At 73.3% G+C, this 25,832-nt stretch carries 21 protein-coding genes; 12 read left to right on the top strand and 9 right to left on the bottom strand.

All coding sequences use genetic code 11. From position 1 onward, the window contains the following. Positions 1–27: 27 nt before the first annotated feature. Together ACIGAQ_RS25165 and ACIGAQ_RS25160 are read right to left on the bottom strand one after the other, a co-directional pair. Positions 28–684: a DUF5701 family protein gene (locus ACIGAQ_RS25165; RefSeq protein WP_399786326.1), complete on the bottom strand. Its 657-nt coding sequence runs from the start codon at positions 682–684 to the stop codon at positions 28–30. A 95-nt stretch (positions 685–779) separates the two neighbouring features. After that, on the bottom strand, positions 780–1,232 hold the full coding sequence (locus tag ACIGAQ_RS25160) for an Lrp/AsnC family transcriptional regulator (protein WP_094054221.1): 453 nt from the start codon (positions 1,230–1,232) through the stop codon (positions 780–782). A gap of 111 nt (positions 1,233–1,343) precedes the next feature. Here ACIGAQ_RS25160 and ACIGAQ_RS25155 point away from each other — a divergent pair, with 111 nt between their 5' ends. Further along, positions 1,344–2,006, top strand: a complete 663-nt coding sequence (locus ACIGAQ_RS25155; protein WP_399786323.1) for a LysE family translocator — start codon at positions 1,344–1,346, stop codon at positions 2,004–2,006. Between the two features lie 36 nt (positions 2,007–2,042). Here ACIGAQ_RS25155 and ACIGAQ_RS25150 read toward each other — a convergent pair whose 3' ends face one another. From ACIGAQ_RS25150 to ACIGAQ_RS25135, 4 genes are read right to left on the bottom strand one after another with little or no spacing between them, the layout of a single operon-like run. Then, positions 2,043–2,651, bottom strand: coding sequence for a sarcosine oxidase subunit gamma (locus ACIGAQ_RS25150; RefSeq protein ID WP_399786320.1), 609 nt, complete (start codon positions 2,649–2,651; stop codon positions 2,043–2,045). Next, the gene (locus tag ACIGAQ_RS25145; protein WP_399786317.1) at positions 2,644–5,478 is read right to left on the bottom strand and encodes a sarcosine oxidase subunit alpha family protein; all 2,835 of its coding nucleotides are present in this window, start codon (positions 5,476–5,478) and stop codon (positions 2,644–2,646) included. The genes ACIGAQ_RS25150 and ACIGAQ_RS25145 overlap by 8 nt, the downstream gene beginning before the upstream one ends. Beyond that, on the bottom strand, positions 5,475–5,756 hold the full coding sequence (locus tag ACIGAQ_RS25140; RefSeq protein ID WP_311682006.1) for a sarcosine oxidase subunit delta: 282 nt from the start codon (positions 5,754–5,756) through the stop codon (positions 5,475–5,477). The genes ACIGAQ_RS25145 and ACIGAQ_RS25140 overlap by 4 nt, the downstream gene beginning before the upstream one ends. A gap of 13 nt (positions 5,757–5,769) precedes the next feature. Beyond that, a complete protein-coding gene (locus ACIGAQ_RS25135; RefSeq protein WP_399786313.1) occupies positions 5,770–6,990 on the bottom strand; it encodes a sarcosine oxidase subunit beta family protein in 1,221 nt (406 codons plus the stop codon). Between the two features lie 97 nt (positions 6,991–7,087). On the opposite strand from ACIGAQ_RS25135, the gene ACIGAQ_RS25130 reads away from it, so the two are divergent. The 9 genes from ACIGAQ_RS25130 to ACIGAQ_RS25090 all read left to right on the top strand — a co-directional run bounded on the left by ACIGAQ_RS25130 (position 7,088) and on the right by ACIGAQ_RS25090 (position 20,795). Continuing rightward, positions 7,088–7,765: a GntR family transcriptional regulator gene (locus tag ACIGAQ_RS25130; RefSeq protein WP_399786310.1), complete on the top strand. Its 678-nt coding sequence runs from the start codon at positions 7,088–7,090 to the stop codon at positions 7,763–7,765. A gap of 116 nt (positions 7,766–7,881) precedes the next feature. Next, the gene (locus ACIGAQ_RS25125; RefSeq protein ID WP_399786307.1) at positions 7,882–10,302 is read left to right on the top strand and encodes a SpoIIE family protein phosphatase; all 2,421 of its coding nucleotides are present in this window, start codon (positions 7,882–7,884) and stop codon (positions 10,300–10,302) included. Positions 10,303–10,554: 252 nt separating this feature from the next. Beyond that, positions 10,555–11,814 (top strand): acetyl-CoA carboxylase biotin carboxylase subunit family protein, encoded by a 1,260-nt coding sequence (locus tag ACIGAQ_RS25120; RefSeq protein ID WP_399787138.1) that lies wholly within the window; start codon positions 10,555–10,557, stop codon positions 11,812–11,814. A gap of 16 nt (positions 11,815–11,830) precedes the next feature. Next, positions 11,831–13,879 carry a CocE/NonD family hydrolase gene (locus tag ACIGAQ_RS25115; protein ID WP_399786305.1) on the top strand — a complete coding sequence of 683 codons (2,049 nt, stop codon included), beginning with the start codon at positions 11,831–11,833 and terminating at the stop codon, positions 13,877–13,879. Positions 13,880–13,963: 84 nt separating this feature from the next. Continuing rightward, entirely contained in the window at positions 13,964–14,398 is a 435-nt protein-coding gene (locus ACIGAQ_RS25110) for a DUF779 domain-containing protein (protein ID WP_399786302.1), read from the top strand. 9 nt (positions 14,399–14,407) lie between these two features. Next, positions 14,408–14,875, top strand: coding sequence for an SRPBCC domain-containing protein (locus tag ACIGAQ_RS25105; protein WP_399786299.1), 468 nt, complete (start codon positions 14,408–14,410; stop codon positions 14,873–14,875). 277 nt (positions 14,876–15,152) lie between these two features. Further along, positions 15,153–16,637: a cytochrome P450 gene (locus ACIGAQ_RS25100; RefSeq protein ID WP_399786296.1), complete on the top strand. Its 1,485-nt coding sequence runs from the start codon at positions 15,153–15,155 to the stop codon at positions 16,635–16,637. Beyond that, positions 16,621–17,628 (top strand): (-)-alpha-amorphene synthase, encoded by a 1,008-nt coding sequence (locus tag ACIGAQ_RS25095; RefSeq protein ID WP_399786293.1) that lies wholly within the window; start codon positions 16,621–16,623, stop codon positions 17,626–17,628. Before ACIGAQ_RS25100 ends, ACIGAQ_RS25095 begins: the two co-directional genes overlap by 17 nt. 266 nt (positions 17,629–17,894) lie before the next feature. Further along, the gene (locus tag ACIGAQ_RS25090) at positions 17,895–20,795 is read left to right on the top strand and encodes an AAA family ATPase (RefSeq protein WP_399786290.1); all 2,901 of its coding nucleotides are present in this window, start codon (positions 17,895–17,897) and stop codon (positions 20,793–20,795) included. A gap of 144 nt (positions 20,796–20,939) precedes the next feature. Here ACIGAQ_RS25090 and ACIGAQ_RS25085 read toward each other — a convergent pair whose 3' ends face one another. Further along, a complete protein-coding gene (locus ACIGAQ_RS25085) occupies positions 20,940–22,421 on the bottom strand; it encodes an MFS transporter (RefSeq protein ID WP_362278919.1) in 1,482 nt (493 codons plus the stop codon). A 179-nt stretch (positions 22,422–22,600) separates the two neighbouring features. Here ACIGAQ_RS25085 and ACIGAQ_RS25080 point away from each other — a divergent pair, with 179 nt between their 5' ends. Further along, positions 22,601–23,206, top strand: a complete 606-nt coding sequence (locus tag ACIGAQ_RS25080; RefSeq protein WP_311682022.1) for a response regulator transcription factor — start codon at positions 22,601–22,603, stop codon at positions 23,204–23,206. A 304-nt stretch (positions 23,207–23,510) separates the two neighbouring features. Here ACIGAQ_RS25080 and ACIGAQ_RS25075 read toward each other — a convergent pair whose 3' ends face one another. Together ACIGAQ_RS25075 and ACIGAQ_RS25070 are read right to left on the bottom strand one after the other, a co-directional pair. Beyond that, positions 23,511–24,923 carry a cytochrome gene (locus tag ACIGAQ_RS25075; RefSeq protein WP_399786287.1) on the bottom strand — a complete coding sequence of 471 codons (1,413 nt, stop codon included), beginning with the start codon at positions 24,921–24,923 and terminating at the stop codon, positions 23,511–23,513. A gap of 219 nt (positions 24,924–25,142) precedes the next feature. Further along, entirely contained in the window at positions 25,143–25,565 is a 423-nt protein-coding gene (locus tag ACIGAQ_RS25070; RefSeq protein ID WP_311682025.1) for a secondary thiamine-phosphate synthase enzyme YjbQ, read from the bottom strand. A gap of 123 nt (positions 25,566–25,688) precedes the next feature. Between ACIGAQ_RS25070 and ACIGAQ_RS25065 the strand changes: the two genes are divergently transcribed. Next, positions 25,689–25,772 (top strand): putative leader peptide, encoded by an 84-nt coding sequence (locus tag ACIGAQ_RS25065; RefSeq protein ID WP_313884353.1) that lies wholly within the window; start codon positions 25,689–25,691, stop codon positions 25,770–25,772. The last annotated feature ends 60 nt before the right edge of the window (positions 25,773–25,832 follow it).

The following is a 25,832-nucleotide window of genomic DNA, read 5'->3' as shown; positions in this document are numbered from 1 at the left end:
GGCACCGCGGCGCCCGGGGACCGCCGGCTACGCCCCGCGGTGGGTCGCCGAGGCGAAACCGAGCCAGGTGTGGCGGTTGTTCCACCAGCACCAGCCGACCTTGGGGGCGTTGCGGCGCTCGCGGCCGTCCCGGCCGGTGCCGTTGCTGATCCAGATCGCCGGCGTACGGGCGTCCAGCGTGCCGTCGGCCTTGCGCAGCCGGGAGCCGATGGTCATGAAGCAGCGGTTGCGCTCCAGGGCCTCGGGCTGCTGGAGCAGCCAGTGGATGCCCTCGGTCAGGACGAGCGGGGTGCGGCCCTCGCCGGTGAGCGCCGGCAGGGCCTCGTCGGGGCTCCAGTTGGCCATGCGGTCGCCCCGGTCGACACCTGCGACAACGTAGAGCGGCGCGTCGGGCAGCTCGACGCCGCAGGGCGTGAAGTCGTCGACGTCCGGCATGTCGACGACGACGAAGCCCGGCTTGCCGTCGCGGCACAGCAGCGGCGCGAGGGCCGAGGCCGGTGCCCGGTCCGGGTGCACGGCCAGCAGGGCGCCCTCTCCCCCGGCCCCGGCGGCGACGGCACGGACCTCGTCGGCGGACAGCCCGGCGATCTCGTGCACCCCCAGCTCGATCAGCCGCTCGGCCTGCGCGCTCGGGGCCGGGAGTGCGGGGAGGGCGGTGGACGGGTCGGGCAGGGTGTCGGGCACGATGCTCCCTCGGATCGGCGACGCGGACGAACTCCTGTGCAACGACCGGGCACTTCGGGGCGTTCCCGCCCGGGCCGACCGCTGCCCGCGTCCGGTCACTCGGGCAGCGGGCGGTCGTCCACCACGTGTTTCATGACGAGCGTGGAGTTCAGGCGCTGCACACCGGGCAGCCGGGCGAGGCGCTGGTCGTAGAGCTGCTGGAAGGCGGCCAGGTCGGTGGTGGCGACGCGCAGCAGGTAGTCGGGGTCGCCGAACAGGCGCTGGGCCTGCAGCACGTGCGGGACGGCCGCCACGCCCTCCTCGAACGCGGAGACGGTGTCGGCGTCCTCCCAGCGCAGGGTGACGAAGACGAGGGCCTCGAAGTGGAGTCCCACCGCGGCCGGGTCCACGACCGCCCGGTACCCGCGGATCGCGCCCTCGCGTTCGAGGTCGCGCAGTCGGCGGTGGCACGGGGAGACGCTCAGCTGCACGCGCGCGGCCAGCTCGGTGACGGTCAGACGGCCGTCCCGCTGCAGCTCGGTCAGAATTTTCCGGTCGAGGGCATCCATGGCGAAGATTCTGCCCCAGAAGACGCGATCATGGAGTAAATCCGGGAACACCTTCGCACCGATCCGATCTAGCCTTCCTCTCGCACCACGGCACGTGAGAGGGATCGCTTCATGGACACGACGACGCTGGCGGCCTTCCTGGCCATGGATCTGCTGCTGGTGTTCACGCCCGGCGCGGACTGGGCCTTCGCGATCACGGCGGGGCTCAGGGACCGGTCGGTCGTCCCGGCGGTCGCCGGGCTGATCGCCGGGTACGCGGGCTACACGGTGCTCGCCGTGGCGGGCCTGGTCGTGGTGGTGGCGAGCTCGGCGACCCTGCTCACCGCGCTGACCGTCGCGGGGGCCGGGTACCTGGTGTGGCTGGGCTGGGACGCGCTGCGGCAGCCGACCGTGCTGACGGCGGCCGGGGCCGAGACGGGCGCCGGGCACGGGGCGGGCGCCGGGCACGGGGCGGGCGCCGACGGCTCCTCGCGGCTGCGGGTCATGCTCAAGGGCGCCGGGACCAGCGGGCTGAACCCCAAGGCACTGCTGCTGTACTTCTCGCTGTTCCCGCAGTTCATCGACCCGGAGGGCGGCTGGCCGGTCGCCACGCAGACCGGTCTGCTCGGCGCCCTGCACATGACCGCCTGCGCCGGTGTCTACCTCGCGGTCGGGGTGCTGGCCCGCACGGTCCTGAGGGCCCGGCCGGCCGTGGCCCGGGCGGTCACCCGGGCCTCCGGTGTGCTGATGATCGTCATCGGCGGTCTGCTGCTGGTGGAGCGCTTGGCAGGCTGACGCCCCGCCTCGGCCCGAGCGGCGCGACCACCCCGGTCACGGCACCTGCGGCCCGCGGAACTCGGCCATCGCGTCGATGAGCCAGCGACCCAGGTGGTCGGCGAACGAGGAGCGCGGGAACAGGCGGTAGACCGGCCGGTCGTCGACCTGCCAGAGCAGCACGGCGACTTGGCCGACCGTGGTCGACACCGCCCGGCCGGGACCGAAGGCCCGGGGGTGCAGGTCCAGCGGGCAGCCCTTCTCCAGCACCTGCCGGGCGGCCGGGCCGCCGAGTTCCAGGGTGGTGCGGTGCGCGGAGACGTCGACGACGGACCCCGGGTCCGGCCCGAGCGCCTCCCGCAACTCGGCGGTCAGGGCCGCCCCGTCGGCCCGGGACAGCACCAGCCACTCGTCGGGGCCGAGCCAGAACAGCGTGTGGCGTCCGGACGCGGTGGTGTGCCCGCAGTGGTCCGGCAGCCGCGCACCCAGGGTCTTCGCCAGGCGTTCGGCGGCTTCGGAGGCGGGGTCGGCGCGCAGGTTCACCATGGTGTGGAACGGCAGTTCGGTCAGGGACACGCCGCGCGGCCCGGTGACGGCGGCGGCGCGCATCCGCTCCGCCAGGTGGGCCAGGGGGCTCACCCGTGCGTCGGTCATGGGCTCAGCCATCGCGTTTGGTCCCTTCCGGGTCGTAGAGGACGCAGTCGGTCACCTCGACGGGCACCAGGTCCTCGCCCACAGGGGCGAGCAGGGTCTCGCCGATCCGTGACCGCCCGCCGGCGACGAGCGCGAGGGCGAAGGGACGGCCGAGGGCCGGGGAGTGGTAGCTGGAGGTGACGTGCCCGAGCATCGGCACGGGCACCGTCTCCAGGCAGACGTCCGGGGCGACCAGTTGTGTGCCCTCGGGCAGCCGGGTCGCACGGTCGGCCGGCAGCAGGCCGACCAGTTGCTTGCGGTCCGGACGGGCGGTGTCGGCACGGGAGAAGGAGCGTCTGCCGATGAACTCCTTGCGCTGCGACACCACCCAGGACATGCCCGCGTCCTGCGGGGTGACCGTGCCGTCGGTGTCCTGCCCGACGATGATGTAGCCCTTCTCGGCCCGCAGCACGTGCATGGCCTCGGTGCCGTAGGGGGTGATGCCGTACGGCTGCCCGGCCGCGTGCACCCGCTCCCAGACGGCCTGGCCGTACCAGGCGGAGACGTTGATCTCGTAGGCGAGTTCACCGGAGAAGGAGATGCGGCAGACGCGGGCGGGGATGCCGCCTGCCAGGGTGGTCTCGCGGAAGGCCATGAAGGGGAAGGCCTCGGGCGACAGGTCCAGCTCCGGTGCGAGCGGGGCGAGGACCTGGCGCGAGCGCGGGCCCGCCACCGCGATGGTCGCCCACTGCTCGGTCACCGAGGTGCAGTACACGTCGAGGTGGGGCCACTCGGTCTGCAGCCACTCCTCCAGCCAGTCCAGGACCGCGGCGGCGTTGCCGGTGGTGGTGGTCATGAAGTAGCGGTTGTCGTCGAGGCGCAGGGTCACGCCGTCGTCGAAGATCATGCCGTCGGGCCTGCACATCACGCCGTAGCGGGCCGTGCCGGGCTTCAGCTTCTTGAAGGCGTTGGTGTAGACGCGGTTGAGGAACTCGCCCGCGTCCGCGCCCCGGATCTCGATCTTGCCGAGGGTGGAGGCGTCCATGAACGCCACGCCCTCGCGCGCCGCGCGGCACTCGCGGGCCACCGCCGCGTCCATGTCCTCGCCGGGCCGGGGGTAGTACCGGGGCCGCTTCCACTGCCCCACGTTCTCGAACACCGCCCCGTGCGCGACGTGCCAGGCATGCAGGGAGGTCGTCCGCTGCGGGTCGAACAGCTCACCGCGCTCACGCCCGGCCAGGGCGGCGAAGGCGACCGGCGTGTACGGCGCCCGGTAGGCCGTGGTGCCGATCTCGCCGGGCGAACCGCCGAGGATGCCCGCGATCACTCCGATGGCGTTGACGCCGGAGGTCTTTCCCTGGTCGTTGGCCGTGCCGAGCGAGGTGTAGCGCTTGACGTGCTCGACCCCGCGCATGCCGGTACCGGTGGACCGCCGCACGTCGGCGACCGTGACGTCACGCTGGAGGTCCACGAAGTGGGTGTCCCAGGTGCCGTCGGTGCCGGGGACGAGCCACAGGGGGCGCGTCGCAGCGGTGGGCGGGGCGGCGGGCGGTGGCGGCACGGGCACCGGGAAGCCGGCCTCCGCCGCGGCCAGCGCCCCGGCCCGGGCTCCTTCGGCCAGACAGCCGTCCAGGTCGTACGTCCCGTTGGCCGCGCCCACGATCCACTGGTCCCGGACGGTCCCGTCGGGGACGAAGGCGGCGAGGTCCTCGTCCCAGCGGAGCCGGCCCTGGCGCTGGCTGTGCAGGTGCACCACCGGGTTCCAGCCGCCGGAGACGGCGAGCAGGTCGCAGTCGAACGACTCGGGTGCTCCCGTGGGTTCGCCGTCCGCGTCGATCCCGCGGACCGTGACCGAGGTGATCCGCGGCGCGCCGGCCGTACCGGTGACCGCGCTCGCGGTGAGGATCCGTACGCCGGTCGCGGCGGCGACCTCGGCGGCCCGGGCGGACCGTTCGGCGCGCGTGTCCACGACCGCCGCCACGGCCACACCGGCGGCATGCAGGTCAGCGACCGTGTCGTAGGCGCTGTCGTCGGTGGTGCCGACCACGGCCCGTGAACCCGCCGCGACGCCGTAGCGGCCCAGGTAGGTGCGGACGGCCCCGGCGAGCATCACCCCGGGCCGGTCGTTGCCGGCGAAGACCAGCGGCCGCTCGTGCGCCCCGGTGGCCAGCACCACCCGACGGGCCCGGATGTGCCACAGCCGCTGGCGGGAGACGCCCTCGGGGGCGGCCGGCCCCAGGTGGTCGGTGCGCCGCTGGAGGGCCAGCACGTAGTTGTCGTCGTACGAGCCGAAGGCCGTGGTGCGCGGCAGGACGACGGCCTCGTCGGCGGCGTCGAGCGCGGCGCGCAGCCCGGCGACCCGGTCGAGGCCGCCGGACAGCAGCGCACCGCCCGGCTCCGGCTGGTCGTCGAGGAGCAGCACGCGGGCCCCGGAACCGGCGGCCGTGGCGGCGGCGGCAAGACCGGCCGGTCCGGCCCCCACGACCAGGACGTCGGTGTGGACGTACTTCTTGTCGTGGACGGCCGGGTCGGGGCTCGGATCGAGCCGGCCCCGGCCGGAGAGGGTGGTGGCGGACAGACCGTCGTACAGCTCGACCGTCGTGGCCGGGAGCATGCTCTCCGCGCACGGCCCGTCGAGTCGCAGCAGGGCGTTGGGTTCCTCGACGCCCGCGGCGACGATGCCGCGCGGGCGCCCGCGGTACAGGGAGGGAGCGGCCCCGGCGAGGCCGTGGGCGAGCAGGGCGGAGGCGACGGTGTCGCCGGGGTGGCCGGTCAGCTCCCGTCCGTCGACGGTGAACCGCAGCACGGTGCCGCGGTCGATCCGCCCGCCGCGCGGGAGCCGGAAAGGCTGGTCGGTCATCGGGTCCCTCCGGGGCGGGGCTCGTCGGGCCGGTAGGAGGCCAGCACCTCGTGCGTGGCGGTGTCGCGCAGCACGTTGAACCAGCGGCGGCAGCCGGTGCCGTGCATCCACCGCTCGGCGAACTCGCCCTTGGGGTTGTCGCGGTAGAAGACGTAGGCGGCCCACTCCTCGTCGGTGAGGCCGGACGGGTCCTCGGGGTACGGGACGTGGGCCTGTCCGCCGTAGTGGTACTCGGTCTCGTCCCGCGGGCCGCACCACGGGCAGGTGATCAGCAGCACGGTGGTGTCCTCCTCAGTGGGCCACGGCCGCCGCGCCGTGTTCGTCGATCAGAGCGCCCGTGGTGAAGCGTTCGAGGGCGAAGGGCGCGCTGAGCGGATGCGGCTCGCCCGTGGCGAGGGTGTGCGCGAAGGTCCAGCCGGCCGCCGGAGTCGCCTTGAAACCGCCGGTCCCCCAGCCGCAGTTGACGTACAGGTCCGTCACGGGCGTGCGGCCGATGATCGGGGAGGCGTCCGGGGTGACGTCGACGATGCCGCCCCAGGTGCGCAGCACATGGGCGCGGGCGAAGACCGGGAACAGCTCGACGGCGGCGGCCATCTGCCGTTCGATCACGTGGAACGAGCCGCGCTGCCCGTACCCGTTGTAGGAGTCGACGCCCGCGCCCATCACCAGTTCGCCCTTGTGCGCCTGGGAGACGTAGACGTGCACGTGGTTGGACATGACGACGGTCGGGTGCACCGGCTCGTGCAGCTCGGAGACCAGGGCCTGCAACGGGTGGGACTGCACGGGCAGCCGGACGCCCGCCCGCGCGGCCAGCACGCTGCTGTGCCCGGCGGCGGCGAGTCCGACGCGTCCGGCGTGGATGCGGCCGCGGTCGGTCTCGACGCCGACGACCCGGTCGCCGTCCTTGACGAAGCCGGTGACCTCGCAGCCCTGGATCAGGTCGACGCCCAGGGCGTCGGCGGCGCGGGCCAGTGCCCAGGCGACGTGGTCGTGCTTGGCGATGCCGGCCCGGGGCTGGAAGGTGGCGCCGAGGACCGGATGGCGGGTGTGCGGCGAGACGTCGAGGATGGGGCAGACCTCGGCGACCTGGTCCGGCTCCAGCCACTCGGCGTCGACGCCGTTGAGCCGGTTGGCGCTCGCGCGGCGCACGCCCTCACGGACGTCCTGGAGGGTGTGCGCGAGGTTGAGGACGCCGCGCTGGCTGAACAGGAAGTCGTAGTCCAGTTCCTCGGGGAGCCGCTCCCAGAGCTTCAGCGCGTGCTCGTAGAGGGCCGCGCTCTCGTCCCAGAGGTAGTTGGAGCGGATGATGGTGGTGTTGCGGGCCATGTTGCCGCCGGCCAGCCAGCCCTTCTCCAGCACGGCGACGTTCGTGATGCCGTGGTTGCGGGCGAGGTAGTAGGCGGTGGCCAGGCCGTGGCCGCCCCCGCCGACGACGACGACGTCGTAGGAGGAGCGCGGCTCGGGATTGCGCCAGAGGAAGTCGGGGTGCTCGGGCGGCGGTCGGTCGGTCATGCCGGGGCTCCATCCTGACGGCCGACTCATGCACAACTGATATATCAGGCTGTGCGGTACGGTATGGGAGCTCGCCGGACAGGTCAAGGGGGCCTTCATGCAGCAGCTGGCGACCGAGCCCAGGGGCAGTGAACCCGGAGGCGGGGAGCTGTCTCTCGCCGAACGCGCCTACCGCGCCGTCCGGGACCGGCTCGTCATGCTGGAGATCCGCCCGGGCGCGCCCATCCACGAGGAGCAGCTGGCCCAGTCCCTCGGCGTCGGCCGCACGCCGGTGCGCGAGGCGCTCAAGCGCCTCCAGTACGAGCGGCTGATCACGACCTACCCCCGGCGCGGCACGTTCGCCACCGAGGTCAACATCACCGACCTGGCCCACATCTGCGAGGTGCGCCTGGAGCTGGAACCGCTGGCCGCGGCCCGGGCCGCGCGCCGGGCCACGGTCGCCGACCGGGCGGCCCTGACCGCGCTGCGTCAGGAGCTCGCCGGCGCGGCTCCCGGCCGGCAGGACGCCGAGCTCATGCACCTCGACCTCCAGGCGCACCGCGCGATCTACGCGGCCGCGCACAACCCGTATCTGGAGGACACCCTCGTCCGGCACGACAACCTCGCCACCCGCATCTGGTGCCTGTTCCTCGACCGCCTGCCCCACATGGCCGGCCACGTCGAGGAGCACGGACCGCTGATCGAGGCGGTCGTCGCCGGTGAGCCGGAACGGGCGGCGCGGCTGGCCCGTGAGCACGTCGAGGGCTTCGAGCGGGCCGTCCGCGCCGTCATCTGAGGCGTCCACGCTGGTCACCGGCGTCCCCGTCGGCAGACGCGCCCCACGCACCCGGGAGCGGGACAATCGGGGCAGGAACATCGTGAGCAGCCGAGGGCGTCACATCCGGAGGCACCGTGGAGGGACGCGTACCGGAGGACCTGGCGGTGGTCGTCGACGCCGACCGGGCCGTCCTGGTGTGGAGCGACGGCGCGCGCCGCCTGCTCGGGCACGAGTCGGCCGAGATCGTGGGCAGGCCGGTCACGGAGCTGCTCGCCGCCGCCCTTCCCCCGTCCACGCGACGGCACGTGCGCGACGGGCAGCCGTGGTCCGGTGAGGTCGCGCTGCGGCACCGGGACGGCGACCGGGTCGTGGTCCGGCTGCAGGGAACGCCGCTGCTGGACGCCGACGGCAGGCGGCTGTGGCTGGTGACCGGCAGCGCCCCGGCCCACCTGGCCCGGCGGACCGGGCAGCGGCCGACGGCACTGTGGGACCTCACCCTCTCCCAGCTCCCCGTGCCCGTGGCGGTCTACGACCGGCAGGCGCGGCTCGTCGCCGCCAACGAGATCATGACGCAGGTCATGGGCCGGACCGAGGAGGAGATGCGGGGCCGCACGCTGTGGGAGATCCAGCCCGCCCCGCCCTTCGACGAGTACGACCGGCTCCAGCGGGAGGTGCTGCGCACCGGCGAGATGATCTTTCACGAGGACCACGGCCAGGCCCCCGGCGAGACCCGGCCGCACGCCTGGTCGATGTTCCTGTCGCCCCTGAAGGACGGGACCGGTGCCGTGCAGGGCATGTCCGCGACCGTCTTCGACACCACGGAGCAGTACTGGGCCCGGCGGCGGCTGGCGGTGCTCAACGAGGCGAGTCTGCGGATCGGGAGCACGCTGGACGTCACCCGGACGGCCGAGGAGATGGCCGAGGTGGCCGTCGGCGGGTTCGCGGACTTCGTCACCGTGGACCTGCTGGAGTCCGTGGCGCTGGGCGCGGAGCCGGGCCCGCTGCCGGCGGACGCGCCGGTCACCGTGCGGCGTACCGCGCAGCGGTCGGTACTGGAGGGCTGCCCGGAGTCGGTGGTCGCCGCCGGGGAGGCGACCCACTACCCGGTGGGGACGCTCCCGCTGCGGACCCTGGCCGCGGGCCGGGCCACCCGGCGCCGGCCGGGCGATCCGGAGCTGCGCCGATGGCTCAGGACCTCCCCGGCCCGGGCCGAGTCCATGAGCCGGCACCTGATCCACTCGGTGATGATGGTGCCGCTGCGCGCCCGGGGCGTGACCCTGGGCCTGGTGCACTTCCTGCGGCACCGGACGCCGGAGCCGTTCAGCGAGGACGACCTGCTGCTCGCGGAGGAGATCGTCGCCCGGGCGGCGGTGAGCGTGGACAACGCGCGCCGCTACACCCGCGAACGCCGCACGGCGCTGGCCCTCCAGCGCAGCCTGCTGCCCGAGCGGCCGCCGCGGCTGGCGGCGCTGGAGGTCGCCTACCGCTACCTGCCGACCGGTTCCGGTCCCCCGCAGGCCGCCCCGGGAGCGGACATCGGCGGCGACTGGTTCGACGTCATCCCGCTCTCCGGCGCGCGGGTGGCCCTGGTCGTGGGTGACGTGGTGGGCCACGGCATCCAGGCGTCGGCCACGATGGGCCGGCTGCGGACCGCGGTGCGCACGCTCGCGGACGTGGACCTCGCCCCCGACGAGCTGCTCACCCAGCTGGACGACCTGGTCATCCGGCTCGACCGGGAGGAGGGGCCGGAGACGCGCGGCGCCGAGGAGGCATCGGGGCAGATCGGCGCCACCTGCCTGTACGCCGTGTACGACCCGGTGTCCCGGCGCTGCACCATGGCCCGCGCGGGACATCCACCGCCCGCCCTGGTCACGCCCGACGGCGACGTCCGCGTCCTCGACCTGCCGGCCGGTCCGCCGCTCGGGCTGGGCGGGCTGCCGTTCGAAGCCTCCGAGGTGCTCCTGGAGGAGGACAGTCTGCTCGCCCTGTACACCGACGGCCTGATCGAGGCGGCCGGCCGTGACGTCGAGGTGGGTATCGCCCTGCTGCGCCGGGCGCTGAGCGACCCGGCCGGCAGTCTCGAGGAGACCTGCGACCGGGTGCTGCGCGCGGTGCCGGCGGGCCGTCCCGCCGACGACATCGTGCTGATGCTGGCCCGCACGGCCGTGCTCGACGAGAGACAGGTCCGCACCTGGCAGCTGCCGCCCGAACCGGCGGCGGTGGCCCGGGCCCGCAAGCTGGCGGGCGGGCAGCTCGCCGAATGGGGCCTGCTGGAGGCCGAGTTCGCCGCCGAGCTGATCGTCAGCGAGCTGGTCACCAACGCGCTGCGGTACGGCGGTGCCCCCATCGAGCTGCGGCTGATCCGCGACGCGGCCCTCATCTGCGAGGTGTCCGACGGCAGCAGCAGCGCGCCGCACCTGCGCCGGGCGCGTGTCTTCGACGAGGGCGGACGCGGTCTGCTGCTGGTCGCCCAGCTCGCCGAGCGGTGGGGCACCCGCCAGACGGCCACCGGCAAGACCATCTGGGCGGAGCTGCCCCTGTCCGCCGGGGCGTGAACCGGGTCACCGCGTGCCGGCCACGGCGACGGCCTCGCCGACCGTGCACGGCAGCGGCTCGCCGGGCGCGAGGCGCGGCTCTCCTGCCGGCGTCCGGGCGGGGCGGCGGGGTGCGCCGGCTGCATGCCGGTCGGCACAGCGGGTACTCCGACGATCTTGCAATCCCCGGCCTTCGGGCCGGACGTCGGAAGGAGAGCCGTGTCGGACGAGACGGTCAAGAACGTCTTCGTGATCGGACTCGACGAAGCCAACATGCCGACGCTGCGGCAGATACCGGGAGCCGATCGGCTGCGCTTCCACCAGCTGCTGACCATCGAGGAACTCCAGGTCGGCGAGGTGCATCTGCCCACGCTGCTCGACAAGGCGCAGCGCGTGCTGGACACCTTCGACGGCAGCGTCGACGCGATCGTCGGCTACTGGGACTTCCCCGTTAGCACGCTCGTGCCGATCCTGAGCGAGCGCTACGGCACCCGCAGCACCAGCCTCGAGTCGGTGGTCAAGTGCGAGCACAAGTACTGGAGCCGGCTGGAGCAGCGCAAGGCCACGGACCGGCACCCGCGCTTCGGCCGTGTCGACCTGTCCGCCGACCCGCCCCGTCCGCCCGAGGGCGTGACGTTCCCGATGTGGGTCAAGCCCGCCCTGTCCTACTCGTCCGAACTCGCCTTCGGCGTCGCCGACGAGGAGGAGTTCCACAAGGCGGTCGCCGAGATCCGCGAGGGCATCTCCCGGATCGGCCGGCCCTTCGAGCACATCCTGGAACGCATCGACCTGCCACCGGAGATGGACGGCGTCGGCGGCCGGGTCTGCCTCGCCGAGGAGTCGATGTCGGGCGTCCAGGTCGCCGTGGAGGGCTACGTCCACCAGGGCGAGGTCACGGTCTACGGCGTGCTGGACTCCATCAACTACCCGGACTCCTCCTGCTTCCTGCGCCACCAGTACCCCTCGACGCTGCCGCCGCCGGTCGTCGCGCAGCTGCACGACGTCAGCAAGCGGGTGATGCGGCAGATCGGGATGGACTCGGCGACCTTCAGCATCGAGTACTTCTACGACCCGCACACGCAGCAGGTCGACCTGCTGGAGATCAACCCCCGGCACTCCCAGTCGCACGCGGAGCTGTTCCGGTACGTCGACGGCGTGCCCAACCACCACTGCATGGTGCGCCTCGCCCTCGGCGAGGACCCGCACATGCCGCAGGGCGAGGGGCCGTACGCGAGGGCCGCGAAGTGGTACCACCGCTGGTTCACCGACGGCGTGGTGCGCCGGGTGCCGAGCCGCGAGGAGATCGACCGCATCGAGCGGGAGACCCCTGGCGTGCGCATCGAGGTGATTCCCGAGGCGGGCGACCGGCTCTCCGACCTTCCCGGACAGGACAGTTACAGCTACGAGCTGGCGCACATCTACACCGGCGGCGCCGACGAGAAGGAGCTGCGGGAGAAGTTCGACCACTGCGTGGCCGCCCTGGGCCTCGAGTTCGAGGACGCCCCGCCCGAGGCCGGCGCCGCGCGGAAGTGAGGAGCACGTGGGTTCCATGCGTTACGTGACCAACCTGCCGTACGCGACCAAGGAGGAGGAGCACGTCACGATCCCGATGTCCGACGGGGTCCGGCTCTCCGCGCGGATCTGGCGCCCCACCTCCTCCGACACGGAGCCGGTACCGGCGGTGCTGGAGTACATCCCGTACCGCAAGCGCGACCTGACGGCCGTACGGGACTCGATCCACCACCCCTACCTCGCCGGGCACGGCTACGCCTGTGTCCGTGTCGACCTGCGCGGCACCGGCGACTCCGAGGGGGTGCTGCGCGACGAGTACCTGGAGCGGGAGCAGGCCGACGCCGAGGAGGTGCTCGCCTGGCTGGCGGAGCAGCCCTGGTGCGACGGCGGCACGGGCATGATGGGCATCTCCTGGGGCGCGTTCGCGGCGCTGCAGGTGGCGGCCCGCCGCCCGCCGAGCCTGAAGGCCATCGCCATCGCCTCCTTCACCGACGACCGGCACGCCGACGACATGCACTACATGGGCGGCGCGCTGCTGTCGGACAACCTCGCCGAGGCGGGCACCATGTTCGCCTACGGCACCTGCCCGCCCGACCCGGCCGTCGTCGGCGAGCGCTGGCGCGCGATGTGGCACGAGCGGCTGGAGCAGACCGAGCCGTGGGTGCTGCAGTGGCTGCGCCACCAGCGCCGCGACGACTACTGGCGGCACGCCTCCGTGTGCGAGGACTACTCCGCCGTGCGCTGCCCGGTGCTGGCCTCCAGCGGCTGGGCGGACGGCTACTCCAACGCCGTGACCCGGCTGCTGGGCAACCTGGACGTCCCGCGCAAGGGCCTGATCGGGCCGTGGTCGCACAAGTTCCCGCACCTCGGGGAGCCCGGCCCGGCCATCGGCTACCTCCAGGAACTCGTGCGGTGGTGGGACCACTGGCTCAAGGGCGTCGACAACGGCGTCATGGACGGACCCATGCTGCGGACCTGGATGCAGGACAGCGTGCCGCCCTCCACCTCCTACGAGGAACGGCCGGGCCGCTGGGTCGGCGAACCGCACTGGCCGTCCCCGCACATCCGGCAGGTGGCGCACCCGCTCACCCGGCACACGATCGGACCGCCGCGCGACCCGGACGAGGCCGGCCCGGCCGGGGACACCGACGGGGAGGCGATGACCGTGCGGTCGCCGCTGTCGGTGGGCCAGTTCGCGGGCAAGTGGGCCTCCTACAACGCGCCTCCGGACCTGCCCTACGACCAGCGGGAGGAGGACGGCGGTTCTTTGGTCTTCGACAGCGAGCCGCTGGCGGAGCGGCTGGAGATCCTCGGCTCGCCGACGGTGGAACTCGACCTGTCGGTCAGCGAGCCGGTCGCGATGGTGGCCGCGCGGCTGTCCGACGTGAGCCCCGACGGCGCCGCGACGCGCGTGTCGTACGGCATCCTCAACCTCACCCGCCGCGACAGCACGGAGTCCCCGGAGCCGCTGGAGCCCGGGCGCCGGTACCGGGCCAGCATCCCGCTGAACGGCGTGGCGCAGGCGTTCCCGCCGGGGCACCGGGTCCGGCTCTCCCTGTCCACCTCCTACTGGCCGCTGGCCTGGCCCCCGCCGAGGCCCGCGCTGCTCAGCGTGTACGAGCGGTCCAGCACGCTCACGCTGCCCGTGCGGCCGGTCGACGAGCCCGACGAGGTGCCGTCGTCGCCGTTCGGTGAGCCGGAGGGCACTCCCCCGCTCGCCACGCGGCAGTTGACGCCGCCCGAGGAGCGCTGGGAGGTCAAGCGCGATCTGGTCGGCTACCACGCGGAGCTGGACATCGTGAAGGACCGGGGCACGGTCCGCTTCGAGGACACCGGCATCGAGGCCGGGCGCCGGGCCCACGAGCGGTACACGGCCGTCGCCGACGACTTCACCTCGGCGGCGGGCGAGTCCACGTGGACCATGACGTTCCGGCGCGACGACTGGGACGCGCGGGTGGTGACCCGCACCCGGCTCAGCTGCGACGAGACGGACTTCTTCGTCGACGCGACGCTGGACGCCTACGAGGCGGACCGCCGGGTGTTCTCCCGCACCTGGAACGAGAAGGTGCCGCGCGACCTGCTGTAGGTCCCGGCGTCCGCGCCGGTCCCCTACGGGCCGGCAGGAGGTACGTTCGTCGCAGCGGTCGCCGGCCCGGACTGGGAGGAACGCATGACCACGCGCACGGCACGTGTCGAACTGACGCCCGGGGCGGAGGAGTTGCTGCGGCGGCTGACCGGGACGCACGGCCCGGTGATGTTCCACCAGTCCGGCGGCTGCTGCGACGGCAGCGCGCCGATGTGCTACCCGCGCGGCGAGTTCCGGGTGGGCGCGTCGGACGTCCTGCTGGGGCACGTCGCCGGGGACGTCCCGTTCTGGATGAGCGCGGACCAGTACCGGTACTGGTCGCACACCCACCTCACCGTGGACGTCGTCCCCGGCCGGGGCAGCGGCTTCTCCCTGGAGGCCCCGGAGGGAGTCCGCTTCCTGCTCCGCTCCCGCCTCCTCACGGACGAGGAACTGGGCCGCATCGAGACGGAACCACCCCTGCCCACCGGGGCGGACGGGGCGCAGGCGACCGGGCCGGGATCCCAGCGGCGGGCCTAGGGTGGCTCCATGTACACGACGCGGGTCTCCGGACATGTCGAAGCGCCGCGTGCGGCCGTCTACCGGGCGTTGACCAGCGGTGAGGCGATCGCGCGGTGGCGGGTGCCGGACGGGATGACCGCCGAGGTGCACGCGTTCGATGCCCGGGAGGGCGGCCGGTTCCGTGTCTCACTCACGTACGAGGCGCCGGACGCGGCCGGGAAATCGGCCGCGCACACCGACACGTACCACGGCCACTTCGCACGGCTGGCGCCGGACGAGCAGGTCGTCGAGGTGCTGGAGTTCGAGACCTCCGACCCCGCGCTCGGCGGCGCGATGACCCTGACGACGACCCTCACCGACGCCGGGGCCGGCGGTACCGACGTCGTCGTGCTCCACGAGGGCATCCCCGACGCCGTCCCCGCCGCCGACAACGAGACGGGCACGCGCATGGCCCTGGAGAAGCTCGCCCGGTTCGTCGAGGCGGACACCTCCTGAAATTTCCTCCGCCGGGGGTTTTGGACCGCCCGCGAACCGCCGTGCCGAAAAAGAGCCTGGAAATTAGTGAAGTTGTTTGAGTGGCGCAGGGTATCCGGATGACGTGTGTCGTGCTTCGGGAGTGATTCGTTCAGCGCTTCTCCGTGCACCCGTGCGCCCCCCTGGAGAAAGGGTTCATCAAGTCGGCGGCCGGCGTGAACTGGGCAGGAGATGGTGCAAGTGCCATGTAGGTGCAACGGCACCGTATTTTCTGGCCGACCGAAGCGGGTGGTATGCGATGAACGGCTGCGTTCCGAATCCGGAACAGGCATGGACGGTTGGTACTGCTCCAGGCATATTCCCATCCATCGGCCACGGTATCGCCTTGTTCCGCCGGCCGCTGGAGTTTCTGAATTCTCTTCCCGCACAGGGCGATCTGGTCGAAATACGCCTCGGTCCCCAGCGCGCGTGGATGGTGTGTCACCCGGAGCTGGTCCACCGCATGCTCCGGGACAGCCGCACGTTCGACAAGGGCGGGCCGCAGTACGAGAGGCTGCGGGCCCTGATGGGCGGCGGCGTCGTCACCTGCCCGCACGCCGAGCACCGCAGGCAGCGCCGGCTGCTGCAACCCACCTTCCGCCCGTCCGCCGTCGCCGGGCACACGGACCTGATGGCACAGGAGACGGCGTCGCTGTGCCGTGACTGGCGGGACGGGCAACGGGTCGACGTCAGCGCGGCGATGCTGGGCCTGACGACCCGGCTGATCAGCCGGGTCCTGCTGTCCGACGCGCTCGGCCCGGCCGCGGCCGACGAGGTGCGGCGCTGTCTGGCCGTCATCGTCCGCGGCCTGTTCGTCCGCACGGTCGTACCGGTCGACGTGCTGTTCCGCCTTCCCACCCCCGCCAACCGCCGTTACCGGCGCGCGGTGGAGCGGACCCACGAGCTCGTCGACGCGGCGATGGCGGAGCGCCGCCGCGGTGCTCCGCGCGACGACCTGCTGGGGCTCCTGCTCGCTGCCGCCGGCCGGGACGGCGAGGACGGCGAGGAGACACCGGTCACCGACCGGGAGATCCACGACCAGCTGGTGTCACTGCTGCTGACCGGGTCCGAGAGCCCGTCGATGTGCCTCGCCTCCACCTTCTCCCTGCTGGCCCGGCACCCGGAGGTGGAGCGGCGGCTGCACGCCGAGGTGGACTCCGTCCTCGCCGGGCGGTTACCCGAGGCCGGTGACCTGCCGCGCCTGGTCTACACCCGGGCCGTCCTCACCGAGACGCTGCGTCACTCACCGCCCGGCTGGCTCTTCACCCGGGTCACGACCCGGGAGACGGAGCTCGGCGGACGCCGCCTGCCGCGCGGCACCACCGTCCTGTACAGCCCCTATCTGCTGCACCACGATCCGGCGTCGTTCCCCGAGCCGGAGCGGTTCCGGCCCGAGCGCTGGCTGGAGGGCGAGGCCGCGGCCGGTCCGCACGGGGCCCTGATCCCGTTCGCCGCGGGCAGCCGCAAGTGCATCGGCGACCTGTTCTCCCTGGCGGAGATGACGGTGGCCCTGGCCACCCTCGCCGGCCGCTGGCGGCTGAGCCATCCGCCCGGGCCCGTCGCTCCCCCGCGCCCCGGGGCGACGCTGGGACCGCGCTCCCTGACGATGATCTGCCGGCCGCGGGCCCAGACATCGGGCGGCGCGGCGGCACGCGCCGCCGCCCTGGCGCCCGGTGCCCCGGCCGTCGCGCCGGCGGCGGGAGAGACCCGGAGGGACGGTGACCAGGATGTCCACCACGCATGAGGACGTCGCGCCCCTCGCGCAGAGCGGCCCGCCGGCCTCCACCCTGGTGGAGCTGATCGACGCCCATCTGCACATGCCCTTCCCGTTCCGGCGCCATCCGCACGAGGCCGCGGCCGCCGCCGACGTCGACCACTGGCTGGCCGCGACCGGCCTGAGCGACGAACCCGGGGTCGCGGCGATGATCTCCCTCACCCGCCCCGCCGAACTGGCCTCCTACAACAGCCCGGACGTCGACGAAGGGATCCTCCGGCTCGTCGCCCGGCAGATCGCCTACCAGTTCGTCTTCGACGACCGCGCCGAGGAGGTCGGGCGGCACCGGCCGGGCGAACTGCTGCCCATGCTCTGCGAGAGCGTCGCGATCCTGCGGGACGGCGCGGCGCCCGCCACCCCGCTGGGAGCGGCCCTCGCGGACCTGCACCGGCAGGTCCGCGAACGGTGCACGCCCGCCCAGGCGGCGCGCTGGGCGGACAGGAGCCGCGAGTACGTGCACGGCCTGCTCTACGAAGCGGTGGCCCAGAGCCATCCCTCGCCCGTGCGGTCCGGGATCTGCACCTCGATACGGTCCCTCACCGCGGGCGTCGAGCCGTTCCACCCGCTGTGCGAGGCGGCGCAGCCGTGCGAACTCACCGACGGGGAACTGCACCACCCGCTCATGCGGCACCTGAGCCGGCTGTCGGCCGACGCGGCGGTGTGGATCCCCGATCTGTTCTCCGCGGTCAAGGAGCAGCGGGCGGGTGGACTGATCAACCTGGCGCTCGCCTACCAGCGAGCACACCGGTGCCCCCTTCCGGTGGCCGTCACCCTGGCCGTCCGGCGGATCAACCGGACGATCAGGGAGTTCGAAAGGCTGTACGAGGAGATCCGACCGGAGTTGAGCCCTTCGGGCGTCGGCTACGTGGAAGGCATGGCCGGCTGGATCCGCGGGTGTTACTACTGGTCCCGCACCGTGCCCCGGTACGCGGACGCGGGAACGGCCGTGGCCCTGGGGTGAAGACCGTCGCGGCCCTGCGGCGGGGACCACCGCCGTCCCCGGGGTGGAGACGGCCGCCGCGGGCCCGGCCGGGACGCCGGCCCCCGGCCCGTTCACGAGGCGGCCATTCGGACCACGCTACCCGCGTGGTCCGCGCTCCACTCCGCGACAGCGGGTCATTCACCCTTCTTCGTCGTGCTCGTTCCGGAATCCGGTCAGGCGCCCTGTCGGGAGGCGTACGCTCTGCGCTGCCTCCCGATGGCCGACGACAGGAAGCGGTACGGCACATGGCGAATGAGCTGCGGCAACCCCCGCCCGAGCCCCGGCCGTTGCTCGAACGCCGCAGGGAGCTGACGGCCCTCGACGCGGCGCTGGCGGCTCTGCGCGACCGTGCCGACGGTGTGCCCCAGACGCCGCGCGGCGGGCTGCTGGCCTTCACCGGCCCGGCCGGGAGAGGCAAGACCGCCCTGCTGACCGAGGCCCGCACCCGGGCCCGGGCCGAGGGCTTCACGGTGCTCTCGGGGCGGGGCGGCGAGAACGAGCAGGAGCTGGCGTTCCACGTGGTGCGCCAGCTCGTGCAGCCCGCACTGGCGACCATGGACGAGGCGGAGCTGCGCGCGTTCCTGGGCGGCTGGTACGACATCGTCGCCGCCGCGCTCGGCCTGGTGGCGACGCCGAGCGGCCACGCGCCGGACCCGACCGGGGTGCGGGACGGCTTGGACTGGGTGATGACGCGCCTCGCCGTCAAGAAGGCACCCGTGGTTCTCCTCCTGGACGATCTGCACTGGGCCGACGTCGAGTCCCTGACGTGGCTGTCCTCGTTCGCGCCCCGGACCGTCGACCTGCCCCTGCTGATGGTCGTCGCCTACCGGCCCGACGAACTGCCGCCGGAGGCGGACTCCTTCGGCACCGCCCAGCCGGACCACCGCCCCTTCGCCCTGGAACCGCTCAGTGCGACGGCCGTGGCGCGGCTCGTCCGGGACGAAGTGGGTGAGCAGGCCGAGGACGGGTTCTGCGAGGAGTGCTGGGAGGTCACCGGAGGCAGCCCCTTCGAAGCCGTCGAACTCGCCATCCGGCTCGGCGAGCGCCGGCTGCGGGGCACCGGCGAGGACCTGCCCGTCATGCGCGACCTGGCCGCCGCGGTGACGGGGCCGGGGCTGATCGAGCGCCTCCACGGTTTCGGCACCACGACCGTCCGGTTCGCCTACGCCGCCGCCGTGCTGGGCCAGGCCATCTCCCAGGAGCTGGCCGCCCGTATCGCGGCGATCGGCAGTACGGCGGCGGACGAGGCGGCGGACCGGCTGCGCGCCGCCCGCATCCTCACCGACGGGGACGGGGACGGTCTGGAGTTCGTCCACCCGACCATCGCCACCACCATTTATGGTGCCATCGGCACGAGCCTGCGGGAAGGCATGCACAACTCGGCAGCGGAGGCCGTCCGCGCGGCCGGATTCGGCCCCGCGGCGGCGGCCCGGCACCTGCTGGAGGTGCCCTGCGAGGGCAGCGCCGAGGCCGTCGCCTGTCTGCGGCAGGCCGCGCGCGAGGCGCTGCACTCCGGCGCCCCCGAGGCGGCCCGGCGCCTGCTGAACCGCGCACTGCAGGAGCCGCCCCTGCCCGAGGAGCGCCCCGCCCTGCTGCACGAGCTGGCCTGCGCCACCTTCCTCATCAAGCCCACGGCGACCGTCGCGCACCTGCGGGAGGCGCTGGCGGAGGGCGACATCGATCCCGAGCTGCGCGCGTCGATGGTGTACCTGCTCACCCAGGCGCTCGCCCACACGGACCGGATGGCGGAGGCCGCGACGGTGGCCGCCGACGAGGCGCGCCGGGCGACCGCCCATCCCCGCATCCGGCTGCGGATGCAGGCCGACCACTTCGTCTGGAGCGCGTTCCGCACCGACGAGCAGGACTCGGCCGGCCGCTCGCGCAGGCTCGCCCGGCTGGCCGACCGCCTGACCGGCCGCCGGCTGGAGGAGCGCTACATCCTCGGCCTGCGGGCCTGGGACGCCATGATGTGCGGCGAGCCCCGGCAGCAGGCCCTGGCGTACGCCGAGAAGGCCCTGGACGGCGGGCTGAGCTGGACCGACGAGAACCGCGGCTTCGAGGTGCCGGTCTCCGTGGCCCTGGTGTTCATGTACTGCGACCAGCCGCGCCGGGCCGAGGAACTGTTCGCGAAGGGCATGGCCGAGTGCGAGTCCAAGGGCTGGCGCGGCTCCCATCTGGCCCTGGGCCGGACCCTGTCCGGGTACATCCGCTACCGGCGGGGCAGCCTGGCCGAGGCGGAGAACCTGGTCCGGGAGGGTCTCGGCATCGCCGACCGGGTGGAAGGGGCCGTGCCCGCCCAGTGGTTCGCCGTCGGCATCCTCGTCCAGACCCTGCTGGCCCGCGGCCGGGTGGTGGCGGCACGCCGGCTCGCCGACCGGTACCGCTACGGGGACGTCATCCCGAACGCCGTCATCTACCCCGACCCGCGCACCGTCTACGCCGAGTTGCTGCTGGCGGAGGGCCGGCCGGACGAGGCCGCCTCCCTGCTGTCCGAGGTGGGCGAGTGGCTGGAGGGCCGGGACTGGCGCAACCCCGCCTGGTGCCCGTGGCAGCTGGGGCTGGCGAAGGCCCTGGCGCGCCGGGCTCCGGACCGGGCCGTGCAGCACGCGCAGGACGCCGTGAAGCGGGCCCGGGACTTCGGCGCGGCCTCGGCGATCGGCCAGGCGCTGCATGCCCAGGCGGAGGTGACGGGCGGTGAGGCGGCGCTCGATCTGCACGCGCAGGCCGTCGACCATCTGCAGCGCTCCCCCGCCGCGTACGAGCTGGCCCGGGCCCAGGTCGGACACGGCGCCGCCCTGGCCCGCAACGGCCGTCTGCACGACGCCGCCGACCGGCTCTACCAGGGGCTGGAGGGCGCGGTGCACTGCGGCGCCGAGGGACTGGCCGCCCGGGCGAGGCGGGAGCTGTCCGCCGCCGGGCTCCGCCCGCTCCCCCTGCGCTACGCGCACACGGACATGCTGACGGCCCAGGAGCGCCGGGCGGCCGAGCTGACGGCCCGGGGCCACCCGGCCTCGGTGGTCGCGAAGGACCTGCGGATCACGGAGCAGGGCGTGCGCCAGCAGCTGTCCTCCGTCTTCCGCAAGCTGGGCACGGACGCCACGGGCCTGCCCGATGCCCTGGCCGCCGGCCCCCGTACGGTGCGGTGACGCACCCGGACCTCGCTCCTCGGCTCACCGCGGCCGTACGTTGTGCCGGGCCCGGTGCCCCCGGATGCCCCGTTCCGTTACCGCCGCGCGGTGGGGCGGGGGTCCGGGGGCTCGTGTACCACCGTTCACGCGGCCGGGCGGGGCTCACATCGGGCCGGGGCCCGCTCCGCCCTTGAGGCGCTCCAGGTCGGAGGGGCGGACCTGGATGACGAGCAGGGCGATCACCGCGGCGACGGCGGTGAAGATCGCCGCCATGATGAAGGCGGCCGAGACTCCGGCGGTGAGGATCTCGTCGGACCACGGTTTGGGCAGCTGCCCGGTGCGTTCGAACCGCAGGCGCTCGGCCGGGGTGGCCTGCTGCAGGAAGGCCGGGACCTGTTTGTCCGCCTCGTTGGTGCTGGCCGTGCCGTACATCGTCACCAGGATGGACAGGCCGAGCGAGCCGCCGACCTGCTGGGTGGCGTTGAGGAGGCCGGAGGCCGCGCCGGTCTCCGGGGTGGGCACGTTGGAGAGGGCCATGAGGGTCAGCGACACGAACTCCATGCCCATGCCCAGGCTGAAGACGAGCATCGGCCCGAGGACGCTGCCGGCGTAGGTGGAGTGCACGTCGGTCAGGGTGAGCCAGGCCAGTCCGGCCGCCGCCAGGATCGCGCCGAGCACCATGAAGGGCTTGGGCCCGTAGACGGGCAGGAAGCGCGAGGCCAGTCCGGCGCCGACGGCGATGACCGCGCTGACCGGCAGGAAGGCGAGGCCCGCCTCCAGAGGGCTGAACTCCAGCACGTTCTGCACGAAGAGGGTGAGGAAGAAGAACATGCCGAAGATCGCGGCGGCGAGGCACAGCATGATGCCGTAGGTGCCCGCGCGGTTGCGGTCGGCGAACATGTGCAGCGGAGTGATGGGTTGTCTGGAGCGCCGTTCGATCAGGATGAACGCCACGAGCAGGACGACCGCCCCGGCGAACGAGGCAAGCGTCAGCGCGTCCCGCCAGCCGTCCTGTGCCGCCCGGATGAATCCGTAGACCAGCAGCACCATGCCCGCGGTGGAGGTGAGCGCGCCGACGATGTCGAAGCGCCCCGGGTGGCGCTCGGACTCCCTGATCCACTTGGGTGTGGCGAGCACGATGAGCAGGCCGATGGGCACGTTGACGAACAGCACCCACCGCCAGTTCAGCCACTCCACGAGCATCCCGCCCGCGAGCAGGCCGATGGCGCCGCCGCCCGCCGAGACCGCCGCGAACACCCCGAAGGCCCGGTTGCGTTCGGGCCCTTCGCGGAAGGTCGTGCTGATCAGGGCGAGGGACGTCGGGGAGGCGATGGCTCCGCCGACGCCCTGCAGAGCACGGGCGCCGAGGAGTTGGCCGGAGTTCTGGGCGAATCCGCCGAGCAGGGAGGCCAGCACGAAGAGCAGCACGCCGAAGATGAACACCCTCCGCCGGCCCAGGATGTCGCCGGCCCGGCCGCCGAGCAGCAGCAGTCCGCCGAAGGTGAGCGTGTAGGCGTTCACCACCCAGGACAGGCTCGTGGTGGAGAAGTCCAGCGAGCTCTGGATGTGCGGGAGCGCGATGTTCACGATGGTGATGTCGAGGACCACCATCAACTGGCACGAGGCGATGACGAACAGCGCCATCGCGCTTCCGCCGCCACCGGACTCACCGGTGGCGGTCGTCTGTGGTGCGGCCGGCTGCGGGCTGCTGCCTGCGGTGTCCACCGTTCGACGGTACGCCCGCCTCACGGACCTCACCACTCGTGCCGGTCGTGCCCGCCGCCCGGAGGGCGGTCGCCCGGCCTGGCGGTGATAATCCGATCGTGATCCGCGTTCTGCTCGTCCAGCACACCCGTCTCGTGCGGGGAGCGTTCGCCGCGCTGCTGTCCCGCGAGGACGACATCGAGGTCGTCGCCGAGGCCGACGGTGACGGTGACGTGGTGGCGCGCGCCCTGGCGTGCCGGCCCGACGTGGCCGTGATCGACGTGGACTCCCGGGCGGGCGAGGAGGTCGCGGTCCGGGGCGAGCTGAGGGAGCGGCTGCCGGAGTGCCGGATGCTGCTGATGATGGCGTCCACGACGCCCGAGCGGCTGCGCCGCATGCTGGATCTGCACGCGGCGGGTGTCATCAGCACGAACGCGCCGCCGGACCGGCTGGTGCACGGGGTGCGCAAGCTCGTGCGGGGGCAGCGGTTCGTCGATCCGGAGTTCGCCCTGGCCGCGCTGGACGCGGGCGCGAACCCGCTGACGCCGCGCGAGGTGGAGGTGCTGCGGCTGACCGCCGACGGCACGCCCACGCGGGAGATCGCCGAGCGGCTGTGTCTGTCCGTGGCCACGGTCCGCAACCACCTGTCGGCGATCACCCGCAAGACCGGCGGACGCACCCGCATCGACGCGATCAGGATCGCCACCGAGTCCGGCTGGGTGTGAGCGGCCGGACCTTCGAACGCCCTCGGGCAGAGGACGGCCGGGCAGGTCATCGAGGTTGTACCTGCCCGGCCTCCGTGGGCCCTCACGCCCTGTTCCGGGATCCGACACGAGCATCTCAGAGCCCGAGGGCCGCGGACCAGCGCCGTTCGTCACGTGTACGGCGTGAGACCGTACGCGCGGACCCGGGAGGAACGTCGGTACGGGATGGGCGTTCGGCCCGGCGGCTCCCGGTCGGCGGCCGCCGGGGACCAGTCCCGCGAGCGCCGTGGATCAGGGCCGTGAGCCGCCGCCGTCACCGCATGGATCAGGCCCGTGAGCCGCCGCGGATCAGGCCCGTGAGGTAGCGCCACAGGGAGGAGCGCTGCCGGGCGGACGGGTCGGGCAGGACCTCCCGCGCCACTTCGGGGGCCGGGTCGTCCACCGTCCCGGCCCGTCGCGCGGGCGTAGCGGCGAGCTCGTAGCGCACGGGCAGCGAGCGCAGGCCGCGCATGAACGGCGAGGAACGCCAGGGCAGTTGGTCGGCGGGCAGGGCCAGGTCGAGGTGGTCGAACCGCTCGAAGACGCGTCCCGCTCCCACCGCGGCGACCGTCGAGGCGAGTTCGCGGGCCGGGCACTGGCGCGGGCCCGCTCCCCAGGACAGGTGCGCCCGGGTGCTGATGGTGGTGCCGGAGGCGACGTGGCCGGCGAAGAGCGGATCGGCGTGTGCGGCGGCCGAGGAGACCCACACCGGGTCGCCGGCCCGGATCGTGTAGTTGCCGAGCGGGGTGTCCCGGGCGGCGAAGCGCGGGACGAAGTTCACCAGCGGCGGCTTGCGCATGACGACCCGGTTCATGGTCTCCCTGACCATGCCGGCGGACAGGCTGGCGCGCACGCTGCTCTCGCCCGAGACGACCTCCACGACGGTGTTGGAGATGAGGATGCCGACGTGGTCGGAGGTCATGCCGAGCAGCATGAACAGCTCGCGGGCCAGGTGGTCGAGCGACAGGTCCGGGTGGGCGGCCAGCAGGTAGGAGGGGAAGTCGTCGCCGGGCTTCTCCAGCTTCAGCGCGGCCAGTTCGGCCAGCGTCGCCAGCAGCCGCTCCAGCGCGGCCTCGGCGTCCGGGCCCGCGTCGAGCACGCGCCACATGTCCATCAGCGCGTCGTCGCCCTGGGAGCCCGGGAAGCCGAGCAGGTGGCTGGCCACCATCAGCGGCAGCGGCCGGGAGAACTGCGCCGACAGGTCGGCCACACCGGTCTTCCCGCCCTGCCCGATCAGGGTGATCAGTTCGTCGGCGTAGGCGGTGACGGCGGACTTCAGACGCCTGGCCTGCGGGTGGCGGGGGTCCTGGAACGGCTTGAGGGCGGCGTCCCAGGCGGTGCGCAGCGGCCGGTAGCCGGGGCCGCCCTGGATCAGGATGTGGTTGACCTCCAGGGAGGGGCCGAGCGGCCAGTCGGAGGGCACCCGGCCCTCGGAACGGGCCCGCCAGTTCTCCAGCCCCTTGGGCCAGGCTTCGTCGTCCTGGAGCACCTGGAGCGCCTCGCGGTAGCCGAGGACGAGCCAGGCGGGCACACCCAGCAGGTCGACGGGGGCGACGGGGCCGTGCCGCCGGCGCAGCCGCTCGTACACGAGGGAGGGACGCGTCTCGTAGTCCCGGGTCAGCAGCGGTTCGGGACTCAGCGTCTCCAACCCCGTGTCGTCCAGGTCCACGGAACCGCCGTCGTCCCACTGGGAGTCCATCGTCTTGCCACCCTCCGACACGCCCTGTACCGGCACACCATCAGTCGGTAGCCGGAAACCGTGGGGACCCTACCCCAGGGGCGACTCGCGAGTAACGACGGGGGGGGTGGCCGACGGACGGGCCCGGCGGCGAATCAGGCTCTGCCGCAGCCCAGTTGAGGGCGCCCATGGGGCGTCACGGTGCCGTGGACGAGGAGCATGCGGGCCAGGCAGGAGGCCTCACCCCAGGAAGCTCAGCCGCACCTTGCGATCCGGGTTGTCGCGGTTGGTGTCGACCAGGCACACCGACTGCCAGGTGCCGAGCTCCAGCCGCCCGCCGAGGACCGGCAGGGTCGCGTGCGGCGGGACGAGGGCCGGCAGGACGTGGTCACGGCCGTGCCCGGGGCTGCCGTGCCGGTGCTGCCAGCGGTCGTCGGCGGGCAGCAGCGTGTGCAGCGCGGCCAGGAGGTCGTCGTCGCTGCCGGCGCCGGTCTCCAGCACGGCGATGCCGGCCGTCGCGTGCGGCACGAAGACGTTGAGCAGACCGTCGCGGCCGGCGGCCGCCTCGCGCAGGAAGGACTCGCAGTCGCCGGTGATGTCGACGACCCTCTCCGCGGAACCGGTGGTGACGTTCAGAACTCGGGTGGTGAAGGCATCTGACATGTCTTCCATCCTGACGCACCCGACGGGTTTCTCCCGGACCCGCCCGGCCGTGTTCCGGAACCGGCGTCCGGTGGACGAGACGCCCGTTGACCGTGCGCATGCCGTCTGACTAGGTTCTGCGGCATGTTGCGTTCAGCCCTGCTCACCACGCGCGGTCACATCGACCTGCTGCGGGTGGCCTCCGCCGCGTGTCGCCGCGGCCGCTGACGCCCTTCTCCCCCTTCACCTGCTTTTCCTGCCTCTTCCTTTCCCCGCCTTCGTCGCGCC

The organism is Streptomyces sp. NPDC085932 (assembly GCF_044540525.1).
Classification (GTDB): Bacteria; Actinomycetota; Actinomycetes; order Streptomycetales; family Streptomycetaceae; genus Streptomyces; species Streptomyces levis.
The sequence above is the reverse complement of the archived record's forward strand: the minus strand, read 5'-3'. Positions and strand labels throughout refer to the sequence as shown.

Bases quoted from the DNA above. Each gene is read 5' to 3' on its own strand.
- ACIGAQ_RS25135 (WP_399786313.1), bottom strand. From the start codon at position 6,990: ATGACCGACCGACCGCCGCCCGAGCACCCCGACTTCCTCTGGCGCAAT.
- ACIGAQ_RS25075 (WP_399786287.1), bottom strand. From the start codon at position 24,923: ATGGACTCCCAGTGGGACGACGGCGGTTCCGTGGACCTGGACGACACG.
- ACIGAQ_RS25110 (WP_399786302.1), top strand. From the start codon at position 13,964: ATGACCACGCGCACGGCACGTGTCGAACTGACGCCCGGGGCGGAGGAG.
- ACIGAQ_RS25070 (WP_311682025.1), bottom strand. From the start codon at position 25,565: ATGTCAGATGCCTTCACCACCCGAGTTCTGAACGTCACCACCGGTTCC.
- ACIGAQ_RS25090 (WP_399786290.1), top strand. From the start codon at position 17,895: ATGGCGAATGAGCTGCGGCAACCCCCGCCCGAGCCCCGGCCGTTGCTC.
- ACIGAQ_RS25105 (WP_399786299.1), top strand. From the start codon at position 14,408: ATGTACACGACGCGGGTCTCCGGACATGTCGAAGCGCCGCGTGCGGCC.
- ACIGAQ_RS25100 (WP_399786296.1), top strand. From the start codon at position 15,153: ATGAACGGCTGCGTTCCGAATCCGGAACAGGCATGGACGGTTGGTACT.
- ACIGAQ_RS25130 (WP_399786310.1), top strand. From the start codon at position 7,088: ATGCAGCAGCTGGCGACCGAGCCCAGGGGCAGTGAACCCGGAGGCGGG.
- ACIGAQ_RS25120 (WP_399787138.1), top strand. From the start codon at position 10,555: ATGCCGACGCTGCGGCAGATACCGGGAGCCGATCGGCTGCGCTTCCAC.
- ACIGAQ_RS25160 (WP_094054221.1), bottom strand. From the start codon at position 1,232: ATGGATGCCCTCGACCGGAAAATTCTGACCGAGCTGCAGCGGGACGGC.
- ACIGAQ_RS25145 (WP_399786317.1), bottom strand. From the start codon at position 5,478: ATGACCGACCAGCCTTTCCGGCTCCCGCGCGGCGGGCGGATCGACCGC.
- ACIGAQ_RS25095 (WP_399786293.1), top strand. From the start codon at position 16,621: ATGTCCACCACGCATGAGGACGTCGCGCCCCTCGCGCAGAGCGGCCCG.
- ACIGAQ_RS25155 (WP_399786323.1), top strand. From the start codon at position 1,344: ATGGACACGACGACGCTGGCGGCCTTCCTGGCCATGGATCTGCTGCTG.
- ACIGAQ_RS25115 (WP_399786305.1), top strand. From the start codon at position 11,831: ATGCGTTACGTGACCAACCTGCCGTACGCGACCAAGGAGGAGGAGCAC.
- ACIGAQ_RS25065 (WP_313884353.1), top strand. From the start codon at position 25,689: ATGTTGCGTTCAGCCCTGCTCACCACGCGCGGTCACATCGACCTGCTG.
- ACIGAQ_RS25150 (WP_399786320.1), bottom strand. From the start codon at position 2,651: ATGGCTGAGCCCATGACCGACGCACGGGTGAGCCCCCTGGCCCACCTG.
- ACIGAQ_RS25085 (WP_362278919.1), bottom strand. From the start codon at position 22,421: ATGGCGCTGTTCGTCATCGCCTCGTGCCAGTTGATGGTGGTCCTCGAC.